This is a genomic window from Actinomadura sp. 7K534 (assembly GCF_004348575.1).
Lineage (GTDB): Bacteria > Actinomycetota > Actinomycetes > Streptosporangiales > Streptosporangiaceae > Spirillospora > Spirillospora livida.
Genome location: NZ_SMKB01000040.1, coordinates 20,132 through 42,578, shown reverse-complemented (window position 1 = coordinate 42,578; position 22,447 = coordinate 20,132). Strand labels below are relative to the sequence as shown.

The window sequence follows — 22,447 nt, the reverse complement described above, 5'->3', positions numbered from 1 at the left end:
GGGGGAAAGTGGTGTCCCCGTCCGGGATCAGAACCCGATCACCGTGGAGCACAATGGTTCCGCGTTCAACACGAACATCGCGGAGGGCGTTCCGACGACGTACTGTCGGTTGGGCGGGCGCAAAGGGCGACGCACCGGCTCGCGGTAGGGCGGCCCCTCCGAACACGGACGGGCCCGGCAGGGCCCTCAGGGTCAACCGCGCGGCCGGACGGCTGAGGAGGGTTTGGTGGCAGTAGGAACGCACGGCGAGTCGTTCATGGAGACCGACCCCCCGGCATCCCGCCCGGCCCGCCGCGCCGACGCAGGGCGCACCGGGCCGGGTCCAGGGCTCGACGGCCTCGCCCAGGTCGCGAACAAGATCAGGGACGCGGTCGAGTCGGTGATCGAGGGCAAGCCCTCGGTGGTGCGGCTCGCGCTCACGGTGCTGCTGGCGGAGGGGCACCTGCTGATCGAGGACGTGCCCGGCGTCGGCAAGACGATGCTCGCCAAGGCCCTCGCGCGCTCGGTCGACTGCTCGGTGCGGCGCGTGCAGTTCACGCCCGACCTGCTGCCCAGCGACATCACCGGGGTCAGCGCCTACAACCAGGAGCTGCGCGAGTTCGAGTTCAAGCCGGGCCCGGTGTTCGCCAACATCGTGGTCGGCGACGAGATCAACCGCGCGTCCCCGAAGACGCAGGCGGCGCTGCTGGAGTGCATGGAGGAGCGGCAGGTCACGGTGGACGGCACCACCTACCGGCTGGAGCCGCCGTTCATGGTGATTTCGACGCAGAACCCGGTGGAGATGGAGGGCACCTACGCGCTGCCCGAGGCCCAGCGGGACCGCTTCACCGCCCGCATCGCGATGGGGTACCCCGACCCGGCCGCCGAGATGGAGATGCTGGAGAACCACGGTGAGGCGTCCCCCCTCGACCGGCTGAGCCCGGTCGCGCACGCCGCCGACGTCCGCGACCTCATCGAGGTGGTGCGCAAGCAGCACGTGTCGACGGCGGTGCGGCAGTACGCCATCGACCTCGTCTCGGCGACCCGCAGCCATCCGGAGCTGCGGCTCGGCGCCTCGCCGCGGGCGACGCTGCAGCTGGTCCGCGCCGCGCGGGCGTACGCGGCGCTCGACGACCGCGACTACGTCGTCCCCGACGACGTGCAGGACCTCGCCGTCCCCGTCCTCGCGCACCGGCTGCTGCCCACGGCCGAGGCGCAGGTGGAGCGGCGCCGCCCCGAGCAGGTCGTCGCCGACCTGGTGAAGCGCCTGCCCGTTCCCTCTCCCCGGAAGTGACGTGAGACGAGCGCTCGCCGGCCTCACCACGCGCGGGCGGTCCTTCGTGGCCGCCGGCGCGACCGCCGTCGTCTGCGCGTTCGTCCTCGGCGAGCGCGACCTGCTGCGCGCCGGGGTGCTCGTGCTCGCGCTGCCGCTGCTGTGCACGCTGGCGGTGGCGCGGACCCGCTACCGGCTGGCGTGCGCGCGGCGGCTGGACCCGCCGCGGCTGCCGGTCGGCCGCGAGGCCCGCGTGGACCTGCGGCTGGAGAACGTGTCGCGGCTGCCGAGCGGGCTGCTCATGGTGGAGGACCGGGTGCCGTACGCGCTCGGGGGGCGGGCGCGGTTCGTCCTGGACCGGATCGAGCCGCACGGGAAGCGCGAGCTCGGCTACCGGATCCGCTCCGACGTGCGCGGGCGCTACCGGGTGGGGCCGCTGACGGTGCGGCTGGCCGACCCGTTCGGGATGGTCGAGCTGATCCGCTCGTTCAGCCTGTCCGACACGCTGACGGTGACGCCCGCGATCGTCCCGCTGCCGTCCGAGCGGCTGAGCGGGGCGTGGACGGGCGGCGGCGACAGCATCGCCGGCGCGGTGTCCGCGGCGGGCGAGGACGACGTGATCCCGCGCGAGTACCGGCACGGCGACGACCTGCGCCGCGTGCACTGGCGGTCCACCGCCCGGCACGGCGAGCTCATGGTCCGGCGGGAGGAGCAGCACTTCCAGAGCAGCGGGACGCTGTTCCTCGACACCCGCCGCTCCGCGCACTGGGGCGACGGCGTCGGCGGCTCGTTCGAGCAGGCCGTGTCGGCCACCGCGTCGATCGGGGTGCACCTCGTACGGACCGGGCTGCACCTGCGCTACGTCACCGACGCCGGCGAGGCGCTGCCGGCCGCGTCCGCCGACGGCGGGTTCGAGGGGCTCCTGCTGGACACCCTGGCGGTGGCGCGCAGGTCGAAGGGCACGTCGCTGACGGCCGGGATCGCGGCGCTGCGCGGCAGGACGGGCAAAGAGGCGGACGGGCTGGTCATCGCGGTGTTCGGCGTCCTGTCCGCCGAGGAGGCCCGCTCCGTCGCGGCGGCGCGGCGCGGCACCGGGACCTGCGTCGCGGTCCTGGTCCGGGGGCACGGGCCCGCGGGGCACGCGGGCGGCGGGGCGAGCGGGAGCGCGGGCAGCGACCCGGCGGGGCTGCTGCGCGCGAGCGGCTGGCGCGTGGTGGCCGTCAGGTCGGCGGCGGACCTGCCCGGGGTGTGGGCGCAGGCCGGCCAGGCCGGTGAGGACTTCGTCAGGGACGGCGCATGAGAATCCGCATGACGGTCATGGCGGGGCTGGCGACGCTCGCCGGCTCGATCGGCCTCTACCCGCTGTTCGAGGAGCACGGCTGGTTCGCGGCGGGGCTCGGAGCGGTGCTCGCCGTCGCAGCCGGCGGGCTGCTGGCGCGGCGGCTGCGGCTGCCCGCCGCGTTCAACGCGCTGTTCGGCCTCCTCGCCCTGCTCGCCTATCTGAACCTGACGTACGTTGCCGACGCGGCGTGGCTGGGGTTCATCCCCTCGCCGGAGTCGATCAACCGGCTGGCCTCGCTCAACGAGGCCGGCTGGCAGGCCGCCAACCGGTACGCGGCACCCGTCCCGCTGCTGCCGGGGATCTCGCTGATGGCCGCCGCCGGGATCGGGCTGGTCGCCGTCCTGGTCGACCTGCTGGCCGTACGGCTGCGCCGCACCGCCCCGGCCGGGCTGCCGCTGCTCGCCATGTACAGCGTGCCGGCCGCGGTCCGCGAGGACGGCGTGAGCTGGCTGGCGTTCGGCGTCGGCGCGCTCGGCTTCCTGGGGCTGCTGATGGCCGACGCCCGCGAGCAGGTCGGCGGCTGGGGCCGGACGGTGACGACGCACCGGCGCCAGCGCGACGTGCCGCTGGCGGGCGCCGAACCCCGCCCGGAGGAGGCGGCCGCGAGCCTCGACGCGGGGGCGCTGGCGGCGAGCGGCCGCCGGATCGCCGCCGCCGCCGTGGCCGTCGCGGTGCTGGTGCCGGCGGCCGTGCCGGGGCTGCAGCCGCGCGGGATGTTCGACCTCGGCGGCGGCTCCGGCGACGGGACCCAGACCGTCACGACGCCCGACCCGCTGGTCAGCCTGAAGCGGGAGCTGACGCGGCTCGACGACTCGGCCGTCCTCACCTACCGGACGGACGACCGGCAGGCGCCGGACTACCTGCGCCTGTACGCCCTCGACCGCTTCGACGGCGACAGGTGGACCTACAGCCCCCTGCAGAGCAGCTCCCGGGACCGGCTGACCGGCGGCGAGCTCCCACCGCCGCCGGGCCTGACCGTCGCCTCCTCCAGGAAGGTGACGACCAGGGTCGAGGTGCGGCCCGAGGTCAAGAACATGACCTTCCTGCCGGTGCCGTACGCCCCGTCCAAGGTGTCGATCAAAGGCGACTGGCGGGTGCACGGGCCGTCGCTGATGGTCTACTCGCTGCGCGACTCCGCGGGCGGGCGCTCCTACACCGTCGAGAGCCGGCGCGCGGAGCCGACGACCGCGCAGCTCGCCGGCGCCGGCAACTACCCCGCCGAGGTCGTCGCGCACTACACGGCGGTGCCGCGGAACATCCCCCGGCAGGTCAGGGACCTCGCGCAGAACGTCACCGCCGGGTCGGCGACCGCGCTCGCGCAGGCCGTGAAGCTGCAGCGCTGGTTCAACCAGAGCGGCGGGTTCAGCTACGACCTGTCCGCGCCGGCTCCGCAGCAGGGCAGCGACCTGGTCGACTTCCTGCTGCACAGCAAGCGCGGCTACTGCGAGCAGTTCGCCGCGTCGATGGCGCTGCTGGCCCGGATCATCGGCATCCCGTCGCGCGTGGCGATGGGCTACACGCCGGGCTCGGAGGTCAGGCCGGGCCAGTGGGTCGTCCGGTCCCGCGACGCGCACGCCTGGCCGGAGCTGTACTTCCAGGGCACCGGCTGGGTGCGGTTCGAGCCGACCCCGGCGGGGGCGGCCGGGCAGGGCACCGCCGACGCCCCCTCTTACAGCCTTCCCCAGATCACCGGCGGCGGCGGGCCGGAGAGCCGGTCCGAGCCCGCGCCGGAGGCGTCGGCGCCCGCCGAGGACGACTCCGCCGAGCCCAGCGCCGCCGCGCGCAACCGCAGCGACACCGGCCCCGAGGGCGAGGCCGCCGCGCAGGAGGGCGAGGAGGACGGATTCTCCGCGGTGCCCTGGCTCGCGGGCGGGCTGCTGGTCCTGCTGCTCATGGCGGTCCCGATGGCGCTGCGGGTGCTCGCCCGGCGCCGCCGCTGGGCCGCGCTGACGGCGCCGCGCGGGCCGGAGGACGGGCCGCGGCCGGGACACCCCTCCCAGAGACCGCCCGGCGCGGCCTACGGCGGGCGGCCGCGGACGCCGGACCCGGCGGACGCCGCGCACGCCGCGTGGCGGGAGATGCGCGCCGACGCGCTGGACCACGGCCTCGAATGGCGCTCCAGCGATTCGCCGCGTGCCACCGCCCGCCGCCTCGGCGAGCTGCTGGAACTCGACCCGGAGGGCGCGGGAGCCCTCGGCCGCATCGCCCGCGCGGAGGAACTGGCCCGGTATTCGCTGTCCCGCTCCCCCGAGCCGCCGGAGCGGCTGCGCGCGGACGTCCGCACCGTCCGGGAGGCGTTCGCCGCGTCGGTGGGCCGCCGGGCGAGGCTGCGGGCCCGGCTGCTGCCGCCGTCCACGATGGAGCAGACGCGGGAGACGCTCCGGTCCGCGACCGACCGGGTGCTCGAACTGGGCACGCGCGTCAACGAGCTGCCGTCGCGCCTCCGCCGCAGATGACCCGTCGCAGATGACCCGCCGCGGGTGATCCACCGGGGGGGTGGCCCCGGAGCCGGGGCCACCTTGCGCACGCGACCCTGTACGCACAGCCCGCACACGCGGGCCCCGCGCGCAAACCCCCGGGCACACGAACGTCCCGGTTCCGCTCGGTGGGGCCGTGCGGAGCCGGGACGATCAGCGGACCGGCGGCGTCAGTCGCCTTCGGTGCGGCGGCGCCAGCGCTCTTCCATGCGCTCCATGAAGCCGGACTTGGCGGGCTTGGCCTGCCGGCCGCCACCGCCGCCCGGGGCGCCGGGCGCGCTGGGCGCGGGGTCGCTTCCGATACCGGTCATCCGCTTCCAGCTCGTCAACGCCCAGACGCAGCACACCACCATCAGCAGGAACCCGGTCACGCTGATCGCGATGGTCGCGGTCCCCGCGTTGATCACGAGCCCGGCCATCAGGGCGAAGACGCCGACGACGAAGCCGAGGGCGGCCTTGACGATCCGGCGCTTGTAGTGGATCTGCGGGTTGGTCGAGCGAACCGCGTGAGCGAACTTGGGATCCTCGGCGTACAACGCCGATTCGATCTGTTCGAGCATGCGCTGCTCGTGCTCAGAGAGCGGCACGGCACCTCCCAACGACAGCCCCGCGGCGGGGTATCCGATGCAGGACGCGAACGTCAACGGTGATATGCCCAGAATACGAGCACTGTCGAGCGTACGAAAGCGAACGGCCCGTCGAGGGCCCGGTGCCGGTCACCTCACAGCCTTCTTTCATTGTCTTCCGTCCCTGCCGTCACGTCCGTCACATCGGTCACATCGGCACGCGGGACGAGCGCGGCGGGGCGGACCGCACCGCGGCCGAACCTGTGCGCGACCTGGTCCATGGCTCGCTCGGCCTCACGCCAACCGCGTTCCGGCTCGTCGAAGGCGAGCTGACGGGGGGCCTCGCCGGCCGGGCCCAGGTTCTCCACCCTGACCCCGACCAACCGGAGACGTACCCCGTCGAGCCCCGCACCCTCATAGAGGGCGCAGGCTGTGACATAGATCACACGAGCGAGATCGGTCGGCTCGTCCAGCGTCCGCGCCCGCGTGATCGTCTTGAAGTTCGCCATCCGGAGTTTGACGCTCACCGTCCGGCCCGCGTTCCCGCTCTCCCGGAGCCTGGCGCCGACCTTCTCGGCCAGCCGCAGCAGCTCCCGGCGGACGACCTCCGGGTCGTCGATGTCGGTGTCGAAGGTCTCCTCGGCGCCGATGCTCTTGTCGGGGGTGTGCGGGACGACCTCGCGGGGGTCGCGGCCCCACGCCAGCTCGTACAGGTGGGCGCCCGTCGCGTTGCCCAGCTCGCGCTGGAGCGTCGCGAGCGGCGTCTCGGCGAGCTGCCCGACGGTCCGGAGCCCGATGCGGGTCAGCGCCTGCTCCGTCCGCTCACCGACGCCCCACAGGGACGCGACGGGGAGCGGGTGCAGGAAGTCGGTGGCGCCGTCGGCGGGCACCACGAGCAGCCCGTCGGGCTTGCACCGGGTGGAGGCCAGCTTGGCGACGAACTTGGTGCTCGCGACGCCCACCGAGCAGGTGATCCCCTGCTGGTCGCGGACCTGCTCGCGGATCATGGCGGCGATCGCGGCGGGCCGGCCGAGCCGCCGCCGGGCGCCCGCCACGTCGAGGAACGCCTCGTCCAGCGACAGGCCCTCCACCAGCGGCGTGACGGACCGGAAGATCTCGAACACCGCCGCGGACACGCGGGAGTACTTGCCGTGGCTGACCGGCAGCACGACCGCCTGCGGGCAGAGCCGGCGCGCCCGGCTCATCGGCATCGCCGAGTGCACGCCGAACCGCCGGGCCTCGTAGGACGCGGCCGACACCACCCCGCGCGGCCCCGCGCCGCCCACGATGACGGGGCGGCCGCGCAGCTCCGGGCGGTCCAGCAGCTCGACGCTGACGAAGAACGCGTCCATGTCGACGTGCAGGACGGTGCATCCGGTGTCGTCGGCGGGCGGCCCCGGCTGCGGCCCCGGCCGGTGCAGCTGCTGCTTGCGGCTCACGCGTCACCCGGCCGGTTTGTCGGCCACCAGGTGCAGCTGGGTGGCGAGGTCCCGCAGGACGGGGTGGACGGCCGCGACCGCCTCCAGGGCGATGAGCGCGTCGGCCGAGTCGGCGTCGGAGTCCAGCATGCCGCTCGGCACCAGGTCGGCGAAGATCCGCACGCCGTGCATCTCGGCGACGCGGAGGTGGGCGCCGCGCACGAGCGACGACAGCGTCTCGCGGGTGAACCGGCGGGGCATCCGGTCGCCCTCGCCCCACCGCCCGGACGGGTCGGTGAGCACCGCGCGGGCGTCGTCGAAGTGCCCGGACACCGCGCGGTGCAGCGCCGCGGCGATCTGCCCGGCGACCAGCACGCTGACCGACCCGCCGGGGCGGACGGTGGCGGTCAGCGCCGCCATGGCGGCGGCGGGGTCGTCGACGTACTCCAGGACGCTGTGGCACAGCACCAGGTCGGCGGCGTCGCGGCCCAGCAGGTCGGGCAGGTCGACGGCGTCGCCCTGCATCGCGCGGACGGTCACCCCGGACTCGGCGGCGCGGCGTTCCAGCGCCGCCAGCGCGTCGGGGTTGGCGTCGACCACGGTGACCCGGTGCCCGAGCTCGGCGAGCGGGACCGCGAAGCCGCCGGTGCCGCCGCCGACGTCGACGACCTCGCTCCGCCCGGCCTCCGGGGCGATGCGGTCGAGGACGGTGCGCAGCGCGTCCCAGAGAACCGCGCTGCGCACCCGGCTGCGTCTCATCGCGGCGTCCTTGGCGGTCGGGCCTTGGAGGCCCTCCCCTCGGCGGACACCGCGTGCGATCGCAGCGTGGTCGCGACGCCGGCTGACGTGATCACAGTAATGAGAACCGCTTGGCCTTTCATCTCCGCCACCGCTTGCTCCCAGGCTAGAGGGTCAGTGATGGTTTCAGCTGCTGGAGGCGCGAGAGGAGGCCGTTGACGAAGCGGGGGGACTCGTCGGTGGACAGCTCGGTGGCCAGCACGACCGCCTCGCTCACCGCGACCCCGTCGGGGACGTCGTCGACCCACAGCAGCTCGTAGGCGCCCATCCGCAGGATGTTGCGGTCGACCGCGGGCATCCGCTCCAGCGTCCAGCCGGTGGCGTAGGTCGCGATCAGCTCGTCGATGCGCTCCCGGTGCTCCTGGACGCCCTCGATCAGCCGGACGGCGTGCGGGTACTCGGCCGGCTCGTCCTGGTTGGGGCGGCCGCGCCCCTCCAGGACCGCGGTCGGCAGCTCCTCCCGCAGCTCCGCCGCGAACAGGATGTCCAGCGCGAGCTTGCGCGCCTTGGTGCGAGCGCTCATGGTCCCGCTCCGCTCGGAAGTTCCGCTCCCATCCTCAGCCGCGGCCGAGGTATTCGCCGGAGCGGGTGTCGACCTTGACCTTCTCGCCGGTCGTGATGAACAGCGGCACCTGGATCTGCGCGCCGGTCTCCACCGTGGCGGGCTTGCTGCCGCCGGTGGAGCGGTCGCCCTGCAGTCCGGGCTCGGTCTCGGTGATCTCCAGCACGACGGCGGCGGGCAGCTCGACGTACAGCGGGTTGTCGTTGTTGAAGGCGATCGTGGCGTTCTGCTCGGGGAGCAGGTAGTTCGCCGCGTCGCCGACGACGGCGCCCGGGATGTGCGGCTGGTCGTAGGTCTGGGTGTCCATGAAGACGAAGTCCTCGCCCTCGCGGTAGAGGTACTGCATCTCCCGCTTGTCGACGCTGGCCACCTCGACCTTGGTGCCGGCGTTGAAGGTCTTGTCGACGGTCTTGCCGGACAGGACGTTCTTCAGCTTCGTTCGGACGAACGCGCCGCCCTTGCCGGGCTTGACGTGCTGGAACTCCAGGACGGTCCACAGCTGGCCGTCGAGGTTCAGCGTCATGCCGTTCTTCAGGTCGTTCGTCGTCGCCACTGGCTGTTCTCCCGGTCGCGGTCCCGCGCGCTAGAGCACGAGCAGGTCCTTGGTCGTTGTGGTGAGGAGCTCCGGACCGTCCGCGCGGACCACGAACGTGTCCTCGATGCGGACCCCGCCCCGGCCCGTGAGGTAGACCCCCGGCTCCGCTGTGATCGGAACTCGGTCCATCAGCTTACCGGTCTTGTCGTACCCCAGGAGCGGAGCCTCGTGGATCTCCAGGCCGACGCCGTGCCCGAGCCCGTGCGTGAACGCGTCGCCGTGCCCGGCGGCCTCGATGACGTCGCGGGCGGCGGCGTCGACGTCCTTGGTCTCCGCGCCGGGGACGGCCGCGTCGAGCCCGGCGCGCTGGGCGCGGTGGACGAGGTCGTACACGTCGCGCTGCCAGCCGGCGGGCTCGCCGATCGCGACGGTGCGGGTCATGTCGGCGTGGTAGCCGCCGTACCGGGCGCCGAAGTCCATCGTGACGAGGTCGCCGCGGCGGAGCTCGCGGCCGCCCGGATGGTGGTGCGCGATGGCGCCGTTCGGCCCGGACGCGACGATCGAGGCGAAGGCGGGGCCCTCGGCGCCGAGGTCCACCATCGCCCGTTCCAGCGCGACGGCGACCTCCCGCTCGGTGACCCCGGCGCGGATCCCGGGGAGGGCGGCCTCGAACGCGCGGTCGGTGATGGCGCACGCCTCGCGCAGGAGGGCGATCTCCTCCTCGTCCTTGACCCGCCGGAGGTCCTCGACCAGGTGACCGAGTGCGGCCAGCTCTATCTCGGCCTGGCCGCGGAGCTCCGCGTGCTGCTCGACGGTGACGTCGTGGGCCTCGAAGCCGAGGCGGGCGTGGCCGTCCGCGGCGGCGCGCGTCACCAGCGCCGCCGCGACCTGCCGGTCGACGATGACGGGCAGCTCCGGGCAGACCTGCGCGGCCATGCCGGCGTACCGCCCGTCGGTCGCGAGCACGGCCGCGCCGTCGGCCGGGACGAGCAGCGCGGCCCTGGAGCTGTCGAGGCCGGTCAGGTAGCGGACGTTGACGAGCCGGGTCACCAGCAGGGCGCCGGCGTCCCGCTCGGCGATCAGTGCGGCGAGCCGGCGCCGCCGGGCGTGGTGCGTCTCCCCCATGGTCAGGACTCTAGGGCACGGCCGGGGACGCGGGGATCCCCGGCGCCGCACGGACTCGGCGCGGTCACAAAACATGAAGAACCCTCGACTTTGCCGCGCGCGCTGCCCTAGCGTTACCGGCCGTGTGACCGTCCGTCCCCCCGCTTCTGGACTCCCCCCAGGAGGATCACGTGACCCGAGTCAGCCGCCGCAGACTGCTCGGCACAGGTGCGATCGCCGCCGCCGGAGCCGCCGCCGCCGGAGCCGCCGCCGCCGGGGCCTCCGCGGCCGCGGCGCCGGCCGCCGCGGCCCGCACCTCGCCCGCCGCCACCGCCGACGTGGTGATCGTCGGCGCCGGCCTGTCCGGCCTGACCGCAGCCCGCGACCTCGTCGCGGCCGGGCGGTCGGTCCTCGTCCTCGAGGCCAGGGACCGGCCGGGCGGGCGCGTCTACGGCCTCCCGCTCGGCGACGGCACCACCAGCGAGGGCGGCGCCGAGTTCATCGGGCCCACGCAGGACCGCATCGCCGCGCTCACCCGCGACATGGGCGTGGAGACCTTCAAGACCTACAACACCGGCAAGAACGTCTACTTCCGCAACGGCACCCGGTCCCTGTACGAGACCGACGGCATCCTCGGCGCGGTGCCGCCGGACTGGGGCGTCATCGACCTGCAGATCGCGCTGCTGCGGCTCGGCGAGATGATCAAGCAGGTGCCGGTCGGCGAGCCGTGGAAGGCGCCGAAGGCCGAGGAGTGGGACGCGCAGACGTTCTACACCTGGTCCCGGTCGAACTCGCTCAGCGGCGGCGCGCGGTTCCTGATGGACGCGTTCGCCTCCTCGACGCTGTCGATGCGCTCGCAGGAGGTGTCGCTGCTCTACCTGCTGCACTACGCCGCCGCCGCGGGCAACGAGACCACGCCGGGGACGATCGACCGGCTGATCAACACGAAGGGCGGCGCGCAGGAGTCCCGGTTCGTCGGGGGCTCGGAGCAGGTGCCGATCCGGCTGGCGGCGCGGCTGGGCGACATCGTCCGCTACAACTCCCCGGTGCGGTCGATCGTGACCGGTGCGGACGGCGTGACCGTGACCGCGGACGGGATCACGGTGTCGGCGAAGCGGGTCGTGGTCGCGATGTCCCCGGCCATCGCCGGCCGGATCGACTACTCGCCGGCGCTGCCCGCGAGCCGGGCGCAGCTGATGCAGCGGTACCCGATGGGCTCGATCGCCAAGTTCGTCGGCGTGTACGACACGCCGTTCTGGCGGGCGGACGGCCTGACCGGGCAGGCGGTCGCCGACAGCGGGGCGATCGACGCGACGTTCGACAACAGCCCGCCGGACGGGTCGCGCGGCATCCTGATGGGCTTCATGAACCAGGCCAACATCCGGCGGCTGGACGGCGCGTCGGCGGACGAGATCCGCAGCGCGGGGCTCGCCTCGTTCACCAAGCTGTTCGGCGACAAGGCCGCCGCACCGCGGATCACGGCGTTCCAGCGCTGGGACAACGAGATGTGGAGCGGCGGCGGCCCGACCGGCATCGCCCCGCCCGGCGCGCTCACCGCCTTCGGGCCCGCGCTGCGGGCGCCGTGCGGCCGGATCCACTGGGCGGGCACCGAGACGTCCGACTACTGGACGGGCTACATGGACGGCGCCGTCCGCTCCGGCGAGCGCGTCGCCGCGGAGGTCCGCGCCGCCCTCTGAGCGGGAGTCCCGGGTCCGGCCGCCGCGCGGCGGCCGGACCCCGGCGACGAGGGGGGTCCGCCTACAGGTCGGCGGCCATCTCCTTGACCTTCTCGACGAGGGCGAGGCGGCCCTTGTGGTCGCCCGCGATCGGGGAGACGTTCAGCGTGGTGACGCCGGACTCCTTCATCGCGGCGAGCCGCTCGCGGACGTGGCCCTCGGAGCCGATCAGCGACATCTTCTCCAGCAGCTCCTGCGGGACCTTGGCGGCGGCCTCGTCCTTCTTGCCGTCCAGGTACAGGTCCTGGATCTCCTCGGCCTCCTTCTCGAAGCCGTACCGGCGGGCGAGGTTGTTGTAGAAGTTCTTGCCCTTGGCGCCCATGCCGCCGATGTAGAGGGCGGCCATCGGGCGGCCGAACTCCAGGTAGCCCTGCACGTCGTCGCCGATGGCGAGCGGGGACTGCCCGACGACGTCCAGCTCGCCGAGGGCCGGGTCGCGCTTGGCCTTCCCGGCGGCCAGGGACTCGCCCCAGACCTCCTGCGCCTTCTCCGGCATGTAGAAGATCGGCTCCCAGCCGTTGGCGATCTCGGCGGTCAGCTCGACGTTCTTGGGCCCGATCGCGGCGACCATGACGGGGATGTCGGCCCGCACCGGGTGGTTGATGATCTTGAGGGCCTTGCCGAGGCCGGTGCCCTGCCCCTCCGGGAGCGGCAGCTGGTAGTGCTTGCCGTCGTGCTGCACCCGCTCGCGCCGCCACACCTTGCGGCAGATCTCGATGATCTCGCGCGTGCGGCCGAGCGGCGCGGTGTAGGGCACGCCGTGGAAGCCCTCGATGACCTGCGGGCCGGACGCGCCGATGCCGAGCGTGAACCGCCCGTCCGAGACGTAGTCGAGGCCCGCGGCGGTCTGCGCGATCGCGGTCGGCGTCCGGGAGTAGATGTTGAGGATGCCGGAGGCGATCTCCAGCCGCTGGGTCTTCGCGGCGATGTAGCCCATCTGGCTCACCGCGTCGAAGCTGTACGCCTCCGCGACATAGACGATGTCGAGGCCGGCCTTCTCGTAGTCGGAGAGCTCCTCGACGGTCTCCTTGAAACCGCCGGAGTAGCTCAGCGCCATCCCGATGCGCATCGACGTCCCTTCCCGTAACCGAATGTGATTCAGTCGAACGTAACCTACTCCGGCGGCCCGCCCGGGGGCGAGGGTCAGCCGAAGGCCGGGCCGGTCAGCGCGGCCAGCGCCGGCCCGTACAGGTCCGTGCGGATCTTCCCCACGGTCCCGCCGTTCTTGCCCGCCAGGGAGGCCGCCCACTCGACCGCGGCGGGCAGGACCTCCGCCTCCGCGGCCGTGCGCTGGACGATCCCGGCCGCCACCGCCTGCTCCGCCGTGTACCGGCGGCCGGTGATCATCGCCTCGTGCGCGGTGCGCTTCGGCAGGCGCGCCTGGATCAGCGCGCTCATCCCGGGCGTGAACGTCATGCCGAGATCGACCTCGGGCAGGCAGAAGTAGCCCCGGTCCGTCCGCATGACGGCGAAGTCGTGGGCGAGGGCGAGCATCCCGCCGCCCGCGAACGCGTGCCCGTTCAGCGCCGCGACCGTGGGCATCGGCAGCGACAGCAGGCGCGCGTACAGGCCGTGGACCCGGCCCAGGTACTCCTCGAACCGGTCCTGGTTCGCGCCGAGCCAGTCGAGGTCGAGGCCGTTGGAGTAGAACTTGCCGGTCCCGACGGTGACCAGGGCGCCCGGCCCGTCGTTCTTCGCCACGGTGTCGAGCGCGCCCTCGGCCGCGCCGAGGAAGTCGGGGCTGAAGCGGTTCTCGCCCGCGTCGAAGCGCAGGACGAACACGTCCCCGTCGCGCTGGAGGTCGATCACGAGTCTCTCCTTCGTCCCTGCTCGACACCCGCCGGCCGGTATGACGTCCGGCATATGCCAGGGTTCCTATGACATGCGTCATGGTCAATGCGGACACCTTATGATGAATGTCATAATCAGGCCATGGGGACCGACAGCCGGGAACGCATGGTGCGCAGCGCCGCCTTCCTCTTCCGCGAGCGCGGCTACAGCGGCACCGGCTTCCGCGACGTGATCGCGCACAGCGGCGCACCGCGCGGGTCGATCTACCACCACTTCCCCGGCGGCAAGGCGCAGCTCGCCGAGGAGGCCGTCCGCTACGCCGGGGACTTCCTCAACGCCGGCATCCTCGCCGCCACCGAGGGCGGCGACCCCGCGTCCGCCGTGGACGCCTTCGTCGGCTGGTGGCGGCAGGTCCTGATCAAGAGCGAGTTCCGCGCGGGCTGCCCGGTCGTCGCCGTCACCGTGGAGAGCCACGACGAGGCCCCGCAGCTCGCCGCGGCCGCCGCGGCGGCGTTCGGCCGCTGGCAGGACACCCTCGCCACCGGCCTCGGCAACGCCGGCGTCGCCGACGACCGCGCCGCCCGCCTCGCCCGGCTGATCGTCGCCGCGGTCGAGGGCGCCACGATCCTGTGCCGCGCCCACCGCGACGTCGCGCCCCTCGACGACGTCGTCACCGAGCTGAAGGACATGACCCGGAAGGCCGTCCGGGAGGGCTAGGACCCCTCGGCGGCCAGCTCCGCGACGGCCTGGAGCGCCAGGACGTACGACATCGTGCCGAAGCCCGCGATGGTCCCGGTCGCGACGCCCGCGACGACGGAGGTGTGGCGGAACTCCTCGCGCGCCGCGGGATTGGTGATGTGCACCTCGATGAGCGGCGCCGTGAGCTGGGCGAGCGCGTCCCGCAGCGCGTACGAGTAGTGGGTGAACGCGGCCGGGTTCAGCACGACCGGGACGCGCTCGTCGGCGGCCTCGTGCACCCAGCGGATCATCTCCGCCTCGTCGTCGGTCTGCCGGACCTCGACGGCCAGGCCCAGGCCGCGGCCGGTGTCCCGGCACAGCCCGGCCAGGTCGTGGAAGGTGGTCGTCCCGTACTTGTCGGGCTCGCGGATGCCGAGGCGGCGCAGGTTGGGCCCGTTCAGCACGAACACGCGGGTCATCGGCTGCTCCTTTCCGGGGGACGCCCCCCGGACCCCCGGCCGATCGGCCGACGATCCTCGCTCCGCTGGAGCTCCACTGCGGTCATCGGCCGATCTCCCGGTAGGCGGCGGCGAGCAGAGTCTCGTCGGGGGCCTCCAGGCGGCCCGGCTCGGCGATCCCGTCGAGGACGACGAAGCGGAGCGTGGCGCCCCGCGACTTCTTGTCGATGCTCATGGTGGCGCGCAGGCCCGGCCAGTCGGCGGCGTAGGAGACCGGGAGGCCGACGGAGGCCAGCACGTCGCGGTGCCGCTGGACCACGTCCGCCGGGAGGCGTCCGGCGAGCCGGGCCAGCTCCGCGGCGTAGACCATGCCGATCGCGACGGCGTGGCCGTGCCGGAACCGGTAGTCCTCCGCCTTCTCGATGGCGTGGGCGAGGGTGTGGCCGTAGTTGAGGATCTCCCGCAGGCCGCCCTCCTTCAGGTCGGCGGACACCACGTCCGCCTTGACCTGGACGGCGCGCTCCACCAGCTCGCGGGTGTGCGGGCCGTCCGGGGACGCGGCGCCCGCCGGGTCGTCCTCGACCAGCTCCAGGATCTTCGGGTCGGCGATGAACCCCGCCTTGATGATCTCCGCGAGGCCGCTGATGTAGTCCTCGCGCGGCATCGTCGGCAGCGTGGCCAGGTCGCACAGCACCCCGGCCGGAGGGTGGAACGCGCCGACGAGGTTCTTGCCCTCGGGGACGTTGATGCCGGTCTTGCCGCCGACCGCCGCGTCGACCATGCCGAGCAGCGTCGTCGGGACCAGCACCACCCGCACCCCCCGCAGCCACGACGCCGCGGCGAACCCCGCGAGGTCGGTGGTCGCGCCGCCGCCGACGCCGACGACGACGTCCGTGCGGGTCATGCCGAAACCGGCGAACGACGACCAGAGCCCGGCGAGGACGCCGACCTCCTTCGCGGCCTCCCCGTCCGGGACGGGCAGCGCGTGCACGGCGTATCCGGCCCGCTCCAGCGCGCCGCACACGGGGCGGGCGATCTCCGGCAGCCCCTCGGCGTGGACGACCGCGACCGTGCGGGCGCGTTCGCCGACCAGGCCGGGCAGCTCGCCGAGGACTCCCGTCCCGATGACGACGTCGTACGGGTCGGCCCCGCCGACATGGACCCGCGCCTGCGTCACGCCGCGCCCTCCAAGCCCTTGACGATCTCGTCGACGATCTCGGCGGGCGCGCGGCCGTCGGTCTCGACGGAGACGGTGCCGAGCCGCTCGTAGATCGGCAGGCGCTCCTCCAGGAGCTTGCGCATCTGGCTGCGCGGGTTGAGGACCAGCAGCGGCCGCGCCGACGCGAGCCCCACCCGCTTGATCGCCTCCGACAGCCCGACCCGCAGGTAGACGACGGTCTGCCCGGCGAGCGCCTGCTGCGTCTCCGCCGCGAGGACCGCGCCGCCGCCGAGCGCGACGACGCCCTCGTGCTCGCGGAGCGCCGCCGCGACGGCCGCGCGCTCCAGCTCGCGGAACCGCTCCTCGCCGTCGTCGATGAAGATCTCGCCGATCGGCTTGCCCGCCGCCCGCTCGATGTCGGTGTCGGTGTCGCGCAGCGGGACGCCGAGCCGCTCGGCGAGCGCGCCGCCGATCGTGGTCTTGCCGGAGCCGGGCGGCCCGATGATGACTGCCTTCGGTCGCATGGTCAGCGGATCCAGTTCACTTGGCGGAGTTCACTTGACGGGCAGCGAGGACAGGTATCCCCGCAGGTTGCGGGCGGTCTCCTCGGCGGAGTCGCCGCCGAACTTCTCCAGCGCCGCGTCCGCGAGGACCAGCGCCGCCATCGCCTCGGCGACGACCCCGGCGGCGGGCACGGCGGTGACGTCGCTGCGCTGGTTGATGGCCTTGGCGGGCTCACCGGTCCGCACGTCGATGGTGTCGAGGCGGCGCGGGACGGTCGAGATCGGCTTCATCGCGGCCCGCACCCGCAGCGCCTCGCCGGTCGTCATGCCGCCCTCGACGCCGCCGGCGCGGTTCGTCCGCCGCCGGACGCCCTCGGGCGTGCCGTCGATCTCGTCGTGCGCCCGCGAACCCGGGCGACGCGCGGTGGTGAACCCGTCGCCGAGCTCCACGCCCTTGATCGCCTGGATGCCCATCAGGGCCCCGGCGAGCCGCGAGTCGAGGCGGCGGTCCCAGTGGACGTGGCTGCCGAGGCCGGGCGGCAGCCCGTAGGCGAGGACCTCCACGACGCCGCCGAGGGTGTCGCCCGCCTTCTTGGTCTCGTCGATGTGCGCGACCATCGCCGCCGAGGCCGCCTCGTCGAAGCAGCGCACCGGGCTGGCGTCCACCACGGCGAGGTCGCCGGGGCCGGGCAGGACGCCGTCGGGCGCCTCGACCTCGCCGAGCGCGATCACGTGGCTCAGCACGTCCACGCCGAGGGCCTGCTTGAGGAACGCCTTGGCGAACGTGCCGAGCGCGACCCGTGCGGCCGTCTCCCGCGCGCTCGCCCGCTCCAGTACCGGGCGGGCGTCGTCGAAGCCGTACTTCTGGATGCCGACGAGGTCGGCGTGGCCGGGCCGCGGCTGCGACAGCGGGGCGTTCCGCGCCTGGGCCGCGAGGACGGCGGCGTCCACGGGGTCGGCCGACATGACCGTCTCCCACTTGGGCCACTCGGTGTTGCCGACCTCGATCGCGACCGGCCCGCCGAGCGTCACCCCGTGCCGGACGCCCCCGACGATCGTCACCTGGTCCTGCTCGAACTTCATCCGGGCGCCCCGCCCGTGCCCGAGCCGCCGGCGGCGCAGTTCCTCGGCGATCTCCCCCGAGGTCACGCGCACACCGGCTGGCAGCCCCTCCACGATCGCGGTCAGGGCCGGGCCATGGGACTCCCCCGCGGTCAACCAGCGCAGCATGCCCCCGATCCTATTGACTCCGCGCCCCCGCCCGTGCCGCCGTCCACCATCTGAGAGGCTCGGCGGCGGAGGTGGGCGATGAGGAAGGCACTGCTCGTCCAGGCGCGGGAGTGCGCGCAGCTGGGGTCGCCGATGTACGCGGAGCTGCTGACGCGTGCGGCGGACGACCCCGGCGGGACGGTCGCGGAGGTGCTGGGGGGCCGGGCGGTGCCCGGGGCACTCCTGCGGATGCTGGGAACGGTCCACCGGCTCGTCCTGGAGGGCCGGGCACCGGACCTCGCGGCGCACTACCCGACCGCGGGCGGGACCGAGGACCCCCTCGCCGCCTGGCCGGCGGTCCGGGACGTCCTGGTGGAGCACGCGGCGGAGATCCGCGCGGGGCTCGCCGTCCCGCCGAAGACGAACGAGGTCGGGCGGTCGTCCGCGCTGGTCGGAGGGCTGCTCTCGGTGGCCGCGGCGACGGGCCTGCCGGTCAGGCTGCTGGAGCTCGGTTCGAGCGCGGGCCTGAACCTGCGCGCCGACCATTTCCGGCTCCGGCACGAGGGCGGCGCGTACGGGCCCGAGTCGCCGGTAGTGCTGGAGAACGCCTGGCGCGGCCTTCCGCCGGTGGACGCGCCGCTCGCGGTCGCCGAGCGGCTGGGGTGCGACCCGGACCCGCTGGACCCGGCGGCACCGGAGGCGCAGCGGCTGCTCCTGTCGTACGTGTGGCCCGACCAGCCGGTGCGGGTCGCGCGGCTGCGGGCGGCGTTCGAGGTGGCCGCGCGGGTCCCGGCGACGGTCGTGCGCGCCGGCGCCGCCGACTTCCTGGCGGACCTGGCCCCGAAGCCGGGCGTGGCGACGGTGGTGTGGCACTCGACGATGTGGGCCTACCTGTCCGAGGACGAGGCGGCCCGGCTGCGCCGCCTCCTGGAGCGCGCCGGAGCGGCCGCCACCGGGGACGCCCCGGTCGCGCACCTGTCGTTCGAGCCCCGCGACCCGTCCCGGCTCGATCCGGCCCAGGTGGTGACGCTGCGCCTGTGGCCGGACGGGGGCCGAACCGTCCTGGGAGAGGGTCCGGCGCACGGCCTGCCGATCACCTGGGCCTAGCGCCCGAGGCCGCGGTCGATCGCGATCCTCACCGGCGACGACGCGGGGAGCGGGCCGGAGGGGAGCAAGGGCGGCTGCGCCATGAAGCGGGGTTCCGTGCCGTGGTGCGGCTGGGCGGCGTGGACCAGGAACGGGTGGCACAGGTAGACGTCGCCGGCCTCGCCGGTCGCCAGGGCGACCGGGCGGTGCTCCGAGGCGGGGACGGCCCTGGCCGCCAGCTCCATGAAGGGAAGGCCCGTCTCGCCCACCGGTTCGAGGATCGGCGGGACGTCCAGGTGGGAGCCGGTCCGGATGCGGGTGGGCGCGTCGTCGTCGCTCACGTCCGAGAACAGGAACAGCATCAGCAGGGCGCGGCCCTTAGAGTCCGCGTTCACCCGGTAGGACATGAAGTCGGCCGGGTCGTCGCCGGGGAAGCTGGCGTCGATGTGCCAGCCGTCGTCGCCCGGCTCCTCTTCGCTGGGGAACCGCACCGGGAACGTGCCGAGGCCGCCGCGCGGCAGCCAGGCGCCCTCGCCGACGACCGCGTCGAACGCGGCGTGCAGCCGGGGTGCGCCGGCGGCGGCCCGGAACGGCTCCTGCGCGTAGTCGCCCAGGCGCACGACCGGCCGCGTCCACGTCGAGCGGTCGGCGGGGTCGCAGCCGGTGTCCCGCCAGAGGATCTCGCGGCAGTCGGCGGCCAGGTCGCGGGAGAAGGCCCCCTCAACCCGGACGAAGCCGTCGGCGATAAACGAATCGACGTCGATCATGCCGCCAAGCGTGCCGCCGGGCGGGACGGACCGCCAGCGAATTATCGGCGCCCCGCTTGCCCCGGGCGCCGCCTACCGGCGGACGACGTTCAGTTCGACGCCGCCGACGATGCGGCCGCGCAGCACCTCGGCGAGCCGGTCGGAGACGCGCTGTACCGTGCGGCGCTCGTCGTGGCCGGGGACGACGGCGAACCGGACTGCCACGTCGGCGGACGTGCCCTCGGTGACGCGGACCCCGGTCACGGACTGGTCGGAGCCGAACGCGGCCTCCACGGCGGCGAGGACGTCGGGGTCCTCGTGGGGAGCCGGGATGGGTCGGCCCTCGGCGAGCAGGTGCAGGCGCAGGCCGTCCACGGCGAACGGGACGGGGCCCGCCACGTCCACGACCAGCGCGTCGGCGCCCTCGTCGAGGGTGGCGCGGCACGCGTCCTCGGCGCGGACGGCGACGGGACGGGCGTCGGCGCGCCACGCCTGCATCGTCTCGGTGCAGGTGAAGCCGAGCACGCCGCGCCGCCCGTCGTCGCCGATCAGCGTGGGCAGCGCCATGTCGCTCGACTTCTCGCGGCGCAGCTCGCCGGGGGCGACGTCCTCCTCTTCGGTGAGGACGGCGACGATGGGCACCAGCAGCCGCGCCTTCCGCAGCCGCCGCAGCACGGTGTGGACGCCGACGCGCCCCGCCGCGTACCCGGCGAGCGCCTCGCACAGCCGCGGGTCGGCGCTTCCGTCGTCACCGGGGAACTGTGGTTCGGGAATGGTCAGTCCGGACACGCCAGGAAGGCTATAACCTCCGCCGGACACCGTGGGTGACTATCCGGACACGATACGGCTTCAACCCGGTCGGCCGAGGTCGGCGATCGCCGCGACGGTGCCGCCGCCCGACGGACCCTGGTGGACGGCCGCGACCGACACGAACACCGCGGGGTCGCCCGTGACGGACGCCGCGACGCCCCCGACGCACGCCTTGATCTGCCGGTGCCAGTGCACGTCCGAGTCGTCCAGCATGATGTTGCGGCGCCCTCGAACCGAGCCGCCCGGGTCGGCCTCGCACTTGATGAAGACGTTGACGAGGCGGTCGCCGAGGTCGGCCGTGCGGGGCCGTTCGGGCAGGTCGAGGCCGGTCGCCCGGATCGCGTCCCAGATGCCGTCGGCGTCGAGTGCGTCCTTCATCACACCGTGCCCGGCGCGGTACCGGCCGCCGATGCCGCGCACGTTGCCGACGACGACGATCTGCGCCCGGTCGAGCTCCACGCCGGACGAGCACGACGCCACCGACGAGTACAGCGACAGGTCCCTGTGGATCTGCCCGGCGGACGGCGGCTCGATCTCGCCGAGCGCCACGGCGATGCCGAGCGCGGTCGTGGAGTTGGAGATGTCCATCGACTTGAGGGTGTCCTCGGTGACGACGTCGCGGCCGCGGGACTTGGCGTCGTTGATGGTGTCGAGGGTGAGCAGCGGCGTCTTGGTCTGCACGTAGTGGACGTCGGCGGGGTCGTCGATGCCGGCGGTCTTCATGGCCTCGCGGACGCCGGCGGCGACCGTCTCGACCATCGCGGGGCGGCCGATGTCCTCGGGCAGGATGACGTCGCTCATCGCGACGCCGACCGAGAGGCGCGGCTCGTCCGTCTTCGGCACCGCGGCCGGGTCGACGGTGGCGAACACCGTGGCGTGCGGGCTGAGGACTCCGTCGGTCCCGCCCGACCACACCAGCGGGACGCGCCCCACCTCGTCCGCCGGGCGGGTCCCCTTCTCGATGAGCACCTCGCGGAACGCGCGGTCGGCCAGCAGGCGGGTGTAGTCGTTCACGCCGCCGTTGCCCTCGGTCTTGCCGACGACCGCGAGGACCCGGTCGGCCTCCAGGACGCCGTCGTCGATCAGCCGGGCCAGCCCGGACGCGTCGGTCACGCTCTCGATGGGGATCTTGCGTACTTCGATCGGATCGGGCACGTCATCGCTCCTCAGCTGCTCTGATCACTCGGTCACCACCCTGGTCGCGCTCTACCCCGGTCACGCCTCGACGACCGTCCCGGAGGCGCCGTGCGCGGCGTCGCCCAGCCGCTCCAGCGACGCGATCGCGGCGCGCCGGCCGCCCGCGGCGACGAACCGCCGCACCGCCTCCACCTTCGGGCCCATGCTGCCGCCGGCGAAGTGCCCGGCGGCCGCGAGCCGGGCCAGCTCCGCGGCCGTCGTCCGGCGCAGGGGGCGCGCTTCCGGGGTGCCGAACCCGGTCATCGCGTGCTCCACGTCGGTCGCGATGACCAGGATCTCCGCGCCCAGCCGCCGGGCGAGCAGCTGGGCCGCCAGGTCCTTGTCGACGACGGCCTCGACGCCGCGGAGCGTCCCGGCCACCTTCGCGACGGGCGCGCCGCCGCCGCCGGCCGCGACGACGATGTGGCCGGCGTCCAGCAGCGCCGCCGCGGCGCCGGCGTCCAGGATCTCCAGGGGCTCCGGCGAGGCGACGACGCGGCGCCAGCCGCGGTCCCCGAACTCCCGCCACGTCTCGCCGTGCGCCATGGCGCGCCGTGCCTGCTCTTCCGGGAAGTAGCGGCCGACGGGCTTGGCGGGGCCGGCGAACCCGGGGTCGGCCGCGTCCACCAGCGTGCGGGTCACGACCGTGGCGACCGGGCGGGACACGCCCCGCGCGGCCAGCGCCCGCTCCAGCGCGTTCATGATCATCACACCGATGGTGGCCTGGGTCTGCGCACCGCACCAGTCCAGCGGGACGGGCGGCACCACGCCCGCCGCCAGCTGGTTCTTGATCAGCAGGTTGCCGACCTGCGGCCCGTTGCCGTGCGTGAGGGCGACCCGCGCGCCGGCCGCGACCAGGTCCGCGACCGGGGCCATCGCCCGCTCGATCGCCGCCGCCTGGGCGTCCGGCGTGGCGCTGCCGTCCGACGCGGTCATCGCGTTGCCGCCGAGCGCGATCATGATGCGCGCACCCGTGATCCGCTCCCCGCCGACGCGCTCGCCGTCGAGCGCGTCCCCGCCGTTCCAGCCCACGGCCGAACG

At 74.2% G+C, this 22,447-nt stretch carries 22 protein-coding genes; 6 read left to right on the top strand and 16 right to left on the bottom strand.

What is annotated here, in order from left to right; translation table 11 throughout:
- Positions 1-226: 226 nt before the first annotated feature.
- From E1266_RS11455 to E1266_RS11445, 3 genes are read left to right on the top strand one after another with little or no spacing between them, the layout of a single operon-like run.
- Entirely contained in the window at positions 227-1,273 is a 1,047-nt protein-coding gene (locus E1266_RS11455) for a MoxR family ATPase (protein ID WP_243718367.1), read from the top strand.
- 1 nt (position 1,274) lies between these two features.
- On the top strand, positions 1,275-2,552 hold the full coding sequence (locus E1266_RS11450) for a DUF58 domain-containing protein (protein ID WP_132046307.1): 1,278 nt from the start codon (positions 1,275-1,277) through the stop codon (positions 2,550-2,552).
- Positions 2,553-2,560: 8 nt separating this feature from the next.
- Complete coding sequence (locus tag E1266_RS11445) at positions 2,561-5,050, top strand: DUF3488 and transglutaminase-like domain-containing protein (protein WP_132046310.1); 2,490 nt, start codon at positions 2,561-2,563, stop codon at positions 5,048-5,050.
- A 191-nt stretch (positions 5,051-5,241) separates the two neighbouring features.
- On the opposite strand, the gene E1266_RS11440 is transcribed toward E1266_RS11445, so the two are convergent.
- The 6 genes from E1266_RS11440 to E1266_RS11415 form a co-directional block, all read right to left on the bottom strand.
- Positions 5,242-5,658: a DUF3040 domain-containing protein gene (locus E1266_RS11440; RefSeq protein ID WP_132046306.1), complete on the bottom strand. Its 417-nt coding sequence runs from the start codon at positions 5,656-5,658 to the stop codon at positions 5,242-5,244.
- A gap of 134 nt (positions 5,659-5,792) precedes the next feature.
- Positions 5,793-7,076: a DNA polymerase IV gene (locus E1266_RS11435; RefSeq protein WP_132046305.1), complete on the bottom strand. Its 1,284-nt coding sequence runs from the start codon at positions 7,074-7,076 to the stop codon at positions 5,793-5,795.
- A 3-nt stretch (positions 7,077-7,079) separates the two neighbouring features.
- Positions 7,080-7,814, bottom strand: coding sequence for a methyltransferase domain-containing protein (locus E1266_RS11430; protein WP_132046304.1), 735 nt, complete (start codon positions 7,812-7,814; stop codon positions 7,080-7,082).
- Positions 7,815-7,959: 145 nt separating this feature from the next.
- A complete protein-coding gene (nusB, locus tag E1266_RS11425; RefSeq protein WP_132046303.1) occupies positions 7,960-8,376 on the bottom strand; it encodes a transcription antitermination factor NusB in 417 nt (138 codons plus the stop codon).
- Positions 8,377-8,410: 34 nt separating this feature from the next.
- Positions 8,411-8,968 (bottom strand): elongation factor P, encoded by a 558-nt coding sequence (efp, locus tag E1266_RS11420; RefSeq protein ID WP_132046302.1) that lies wholly within the window; start codon positions 8,966-8,968, stop codon positions 8,411-8,413.
- 30 nt (positions 8,969-8,998) lie between these two features.
- Positions 8,999-10,075: an aminopeptidase P family protein gene (locus E1266_RS11415; protein ID WP_132046301.1), complete on the bottom strand. Its 1,077-nt coding sequence runs from the start codon at positions 10,073-10,075 to the stop codon at positions 8,999-9,001.
- A gap of 170 nt (positions 10,076-10,245) precedes the next feature.
- On the opposite strand from E1266_RS11415, the gene E1266_RS11410 reads away from it, so the two are divergent.
- Positions 10,246-11,751, top strand: a complete 1,506-nt coding sequence (locus E1266_RS11410; RefSeq protein ID WP_207945571.1) for a flavin monoamine oxidase family protein — start codon at positions 10,246-10,248, stop codon at positions 11,749-11,751.
- A 61-nt stretch (positions 11,752-11,812) separates the two neighbouring features.
- Here the strand turns inward: E1266_RS11410 and E1266_RS11405 are convergent, their stop codons facing one another.
- Both E1266_RS11405 and E1266_RS11400 read right to left on the bottom strand, forming a co-directional pair.
- The gene (locus tag E1266_RS11405) at positions 11,813-12,859 is read right to left on the bottom strand and encodes an LLM class F420-dependent oxidoreductase (RefSeq protein WP_132046300.1); all 1,047 of its coding nucleotides are present in this window, start codon (positions 12,857-12,859) and stop codon (positions 11,813-11,815) included.
- A gap of 74 nt (positions 12,860-12,933) precedes the next feature.
- Positions 12,934-13,599, bottom strand: coding sequence for an enoyl-CoA hydratase-related protein (locus tag E1266_RS11400; protein WP_132046299.1), 666 nt, complete (start codon positions 13,597-13,599; stop codon positions 12,934-12,936).
- Positions 13,600-13,722: 123 nt separating this feature from the next.
- Here E1266_RS11400 and E1266_RS11395 point away from each other — a divergent pair, with 123 nt between their 5' ends.
- Positions 13,723-14,298, top strand: coding sequence for a TetR/AcrR family transcriptional regulator (locus E1266_RS11395; RefSeq protein WP_132046298.1), 576 nt, complete (start codon positions 13,723-13,725; stop codon positions 14,296-14,298).
- Here E1266_RS11395 and aroQ read toward each other — a convergent pair.
- The 4 genes from aroQ to aroC form a co-directional block, all read right to left on the bottom strand.
- Positions 14,295-14,738: a type II 3-dehydroquinate dehydratase gene (gene aroQ, locus E1266_RS11390; protein WP_132046297.1), complete on the bottom strand. Its 444-nt coding sequence runs from the start codon at positions 14,736-14,738 to the stop codon at positions 14,295-14,297. The two genes, E1266_RS11395 and aroQ, sit on opposite strands and share 4 nt — an antisense overlap.
- Before the next feature lie 82 nt (positions 14,739-14,820).
- Positions 14,821-15,894, bottom strand: coding sequence for a 3-dehydroquinate synthase (aroB, locus tag E1266_RS11385; protein WP_132046296.1), 1,074 nt, complete (start codon positions 15,892-15,894; stop codon positions 14,821-14,823).
- Positions 15,891-16,400: a shikimate kinase gene (locus E1266_RS11380; RefSeq protein WP_132046295.1), complete on the bottom strand. Its 510-nt coding sequence runs from the start codon at positions 16,398-16,400 to the stop codon at positions 15,891-15,893. The genes aroB and E1266_RS11380 overlap by 4 nt, the downstream gene beginning before the upstream one ends.
- A 30-nt stretch (positions 16,401-16,430) precedes the next feature.
- Complete coding sequence (gene aroC, locus E1266_RS11375; RefSeq protein WP_132046294.1) at positions 16,431-17,609, bottom strand: chorismate synthase; 1,179 nt, start codon at positions 17,607-17,609, stop codon at positions 16,431-16,433.
- 78 nt (positions 17,610-17,687) lie between these two features.
- On the opposite strand from aroC, the gene E1266_RS11370 reads away from it, so the two are divergent.
- Positions 17,688-18,695: a DUF2332 domain-containing protein gene (locus tag E1266_RS11370; protein WP_132046293.1), complete on the top strand. Its 1,008-nt coding sequence runs from the start codon at positions 17,688-17,690 to the stop codon at positions 18,693-18,695.
- Here the strand turns inward: E1266_RS11370 and E1266_RS11365 are convergent.
- The 4 genes from E1266_RS11365 to E1266_RS11350 all read right to left on the bottom strand — a co-directional run bounded on the left by E1266_RS11365 (position 18,692) and on the right by E1266_RS11350 (position 22,438).
- A complete protein-coding gene (locus E1266_RS11365; RefSeq protein ID WP_132046292.1) occupies positions 18,692-19,441 on the bottom strand; it encodes a phytanoyl-CoA dioxygenase family protein in 750 nt (249 codons plus the stop codon). The two genes, E1266_RS11370 and E1266_RS11365, sit on opposite strands and share 4 nt — an antisense overlap.
- A gap of 72 nt (positions 19,442-19,513) precedes the next feature.
- Entirely contained in the window at positions 19,514-20,209 is a 696-nt protein-coding gene (locus E1266_RS11360; RefSeq protein WP_132046291.1) for an SseB family protein, read from the bottom strand.
- Positions 20,210-20,269: 60 nt separating this feature from the next.
- Positions 20,270-21,385: a ring-opening amidohydrolase gene (locus E1266_RS11355; RefSeq protein ID WP_132046290.1), complete on the bottom strand. Its 1,116-nt coding sequence runs from the start codon at positions 21,383-21,385 to the stop codon at positions 20,270-20,272.
- Between the two features lie 60 nt (positions 21,386-21,445).
- Positions 21,446-22,438, bottom strand: coding sequence for a carbamate kinase (locus tag E1266_RS11350; RefSeq protein WP_243718366.1), 993 nt, complete (start codon positions 22,436-22,438; stop codon positions 21,446-21,448).
- Positions 22,439-22,447 lie beyond the last annotated feature (9 nt).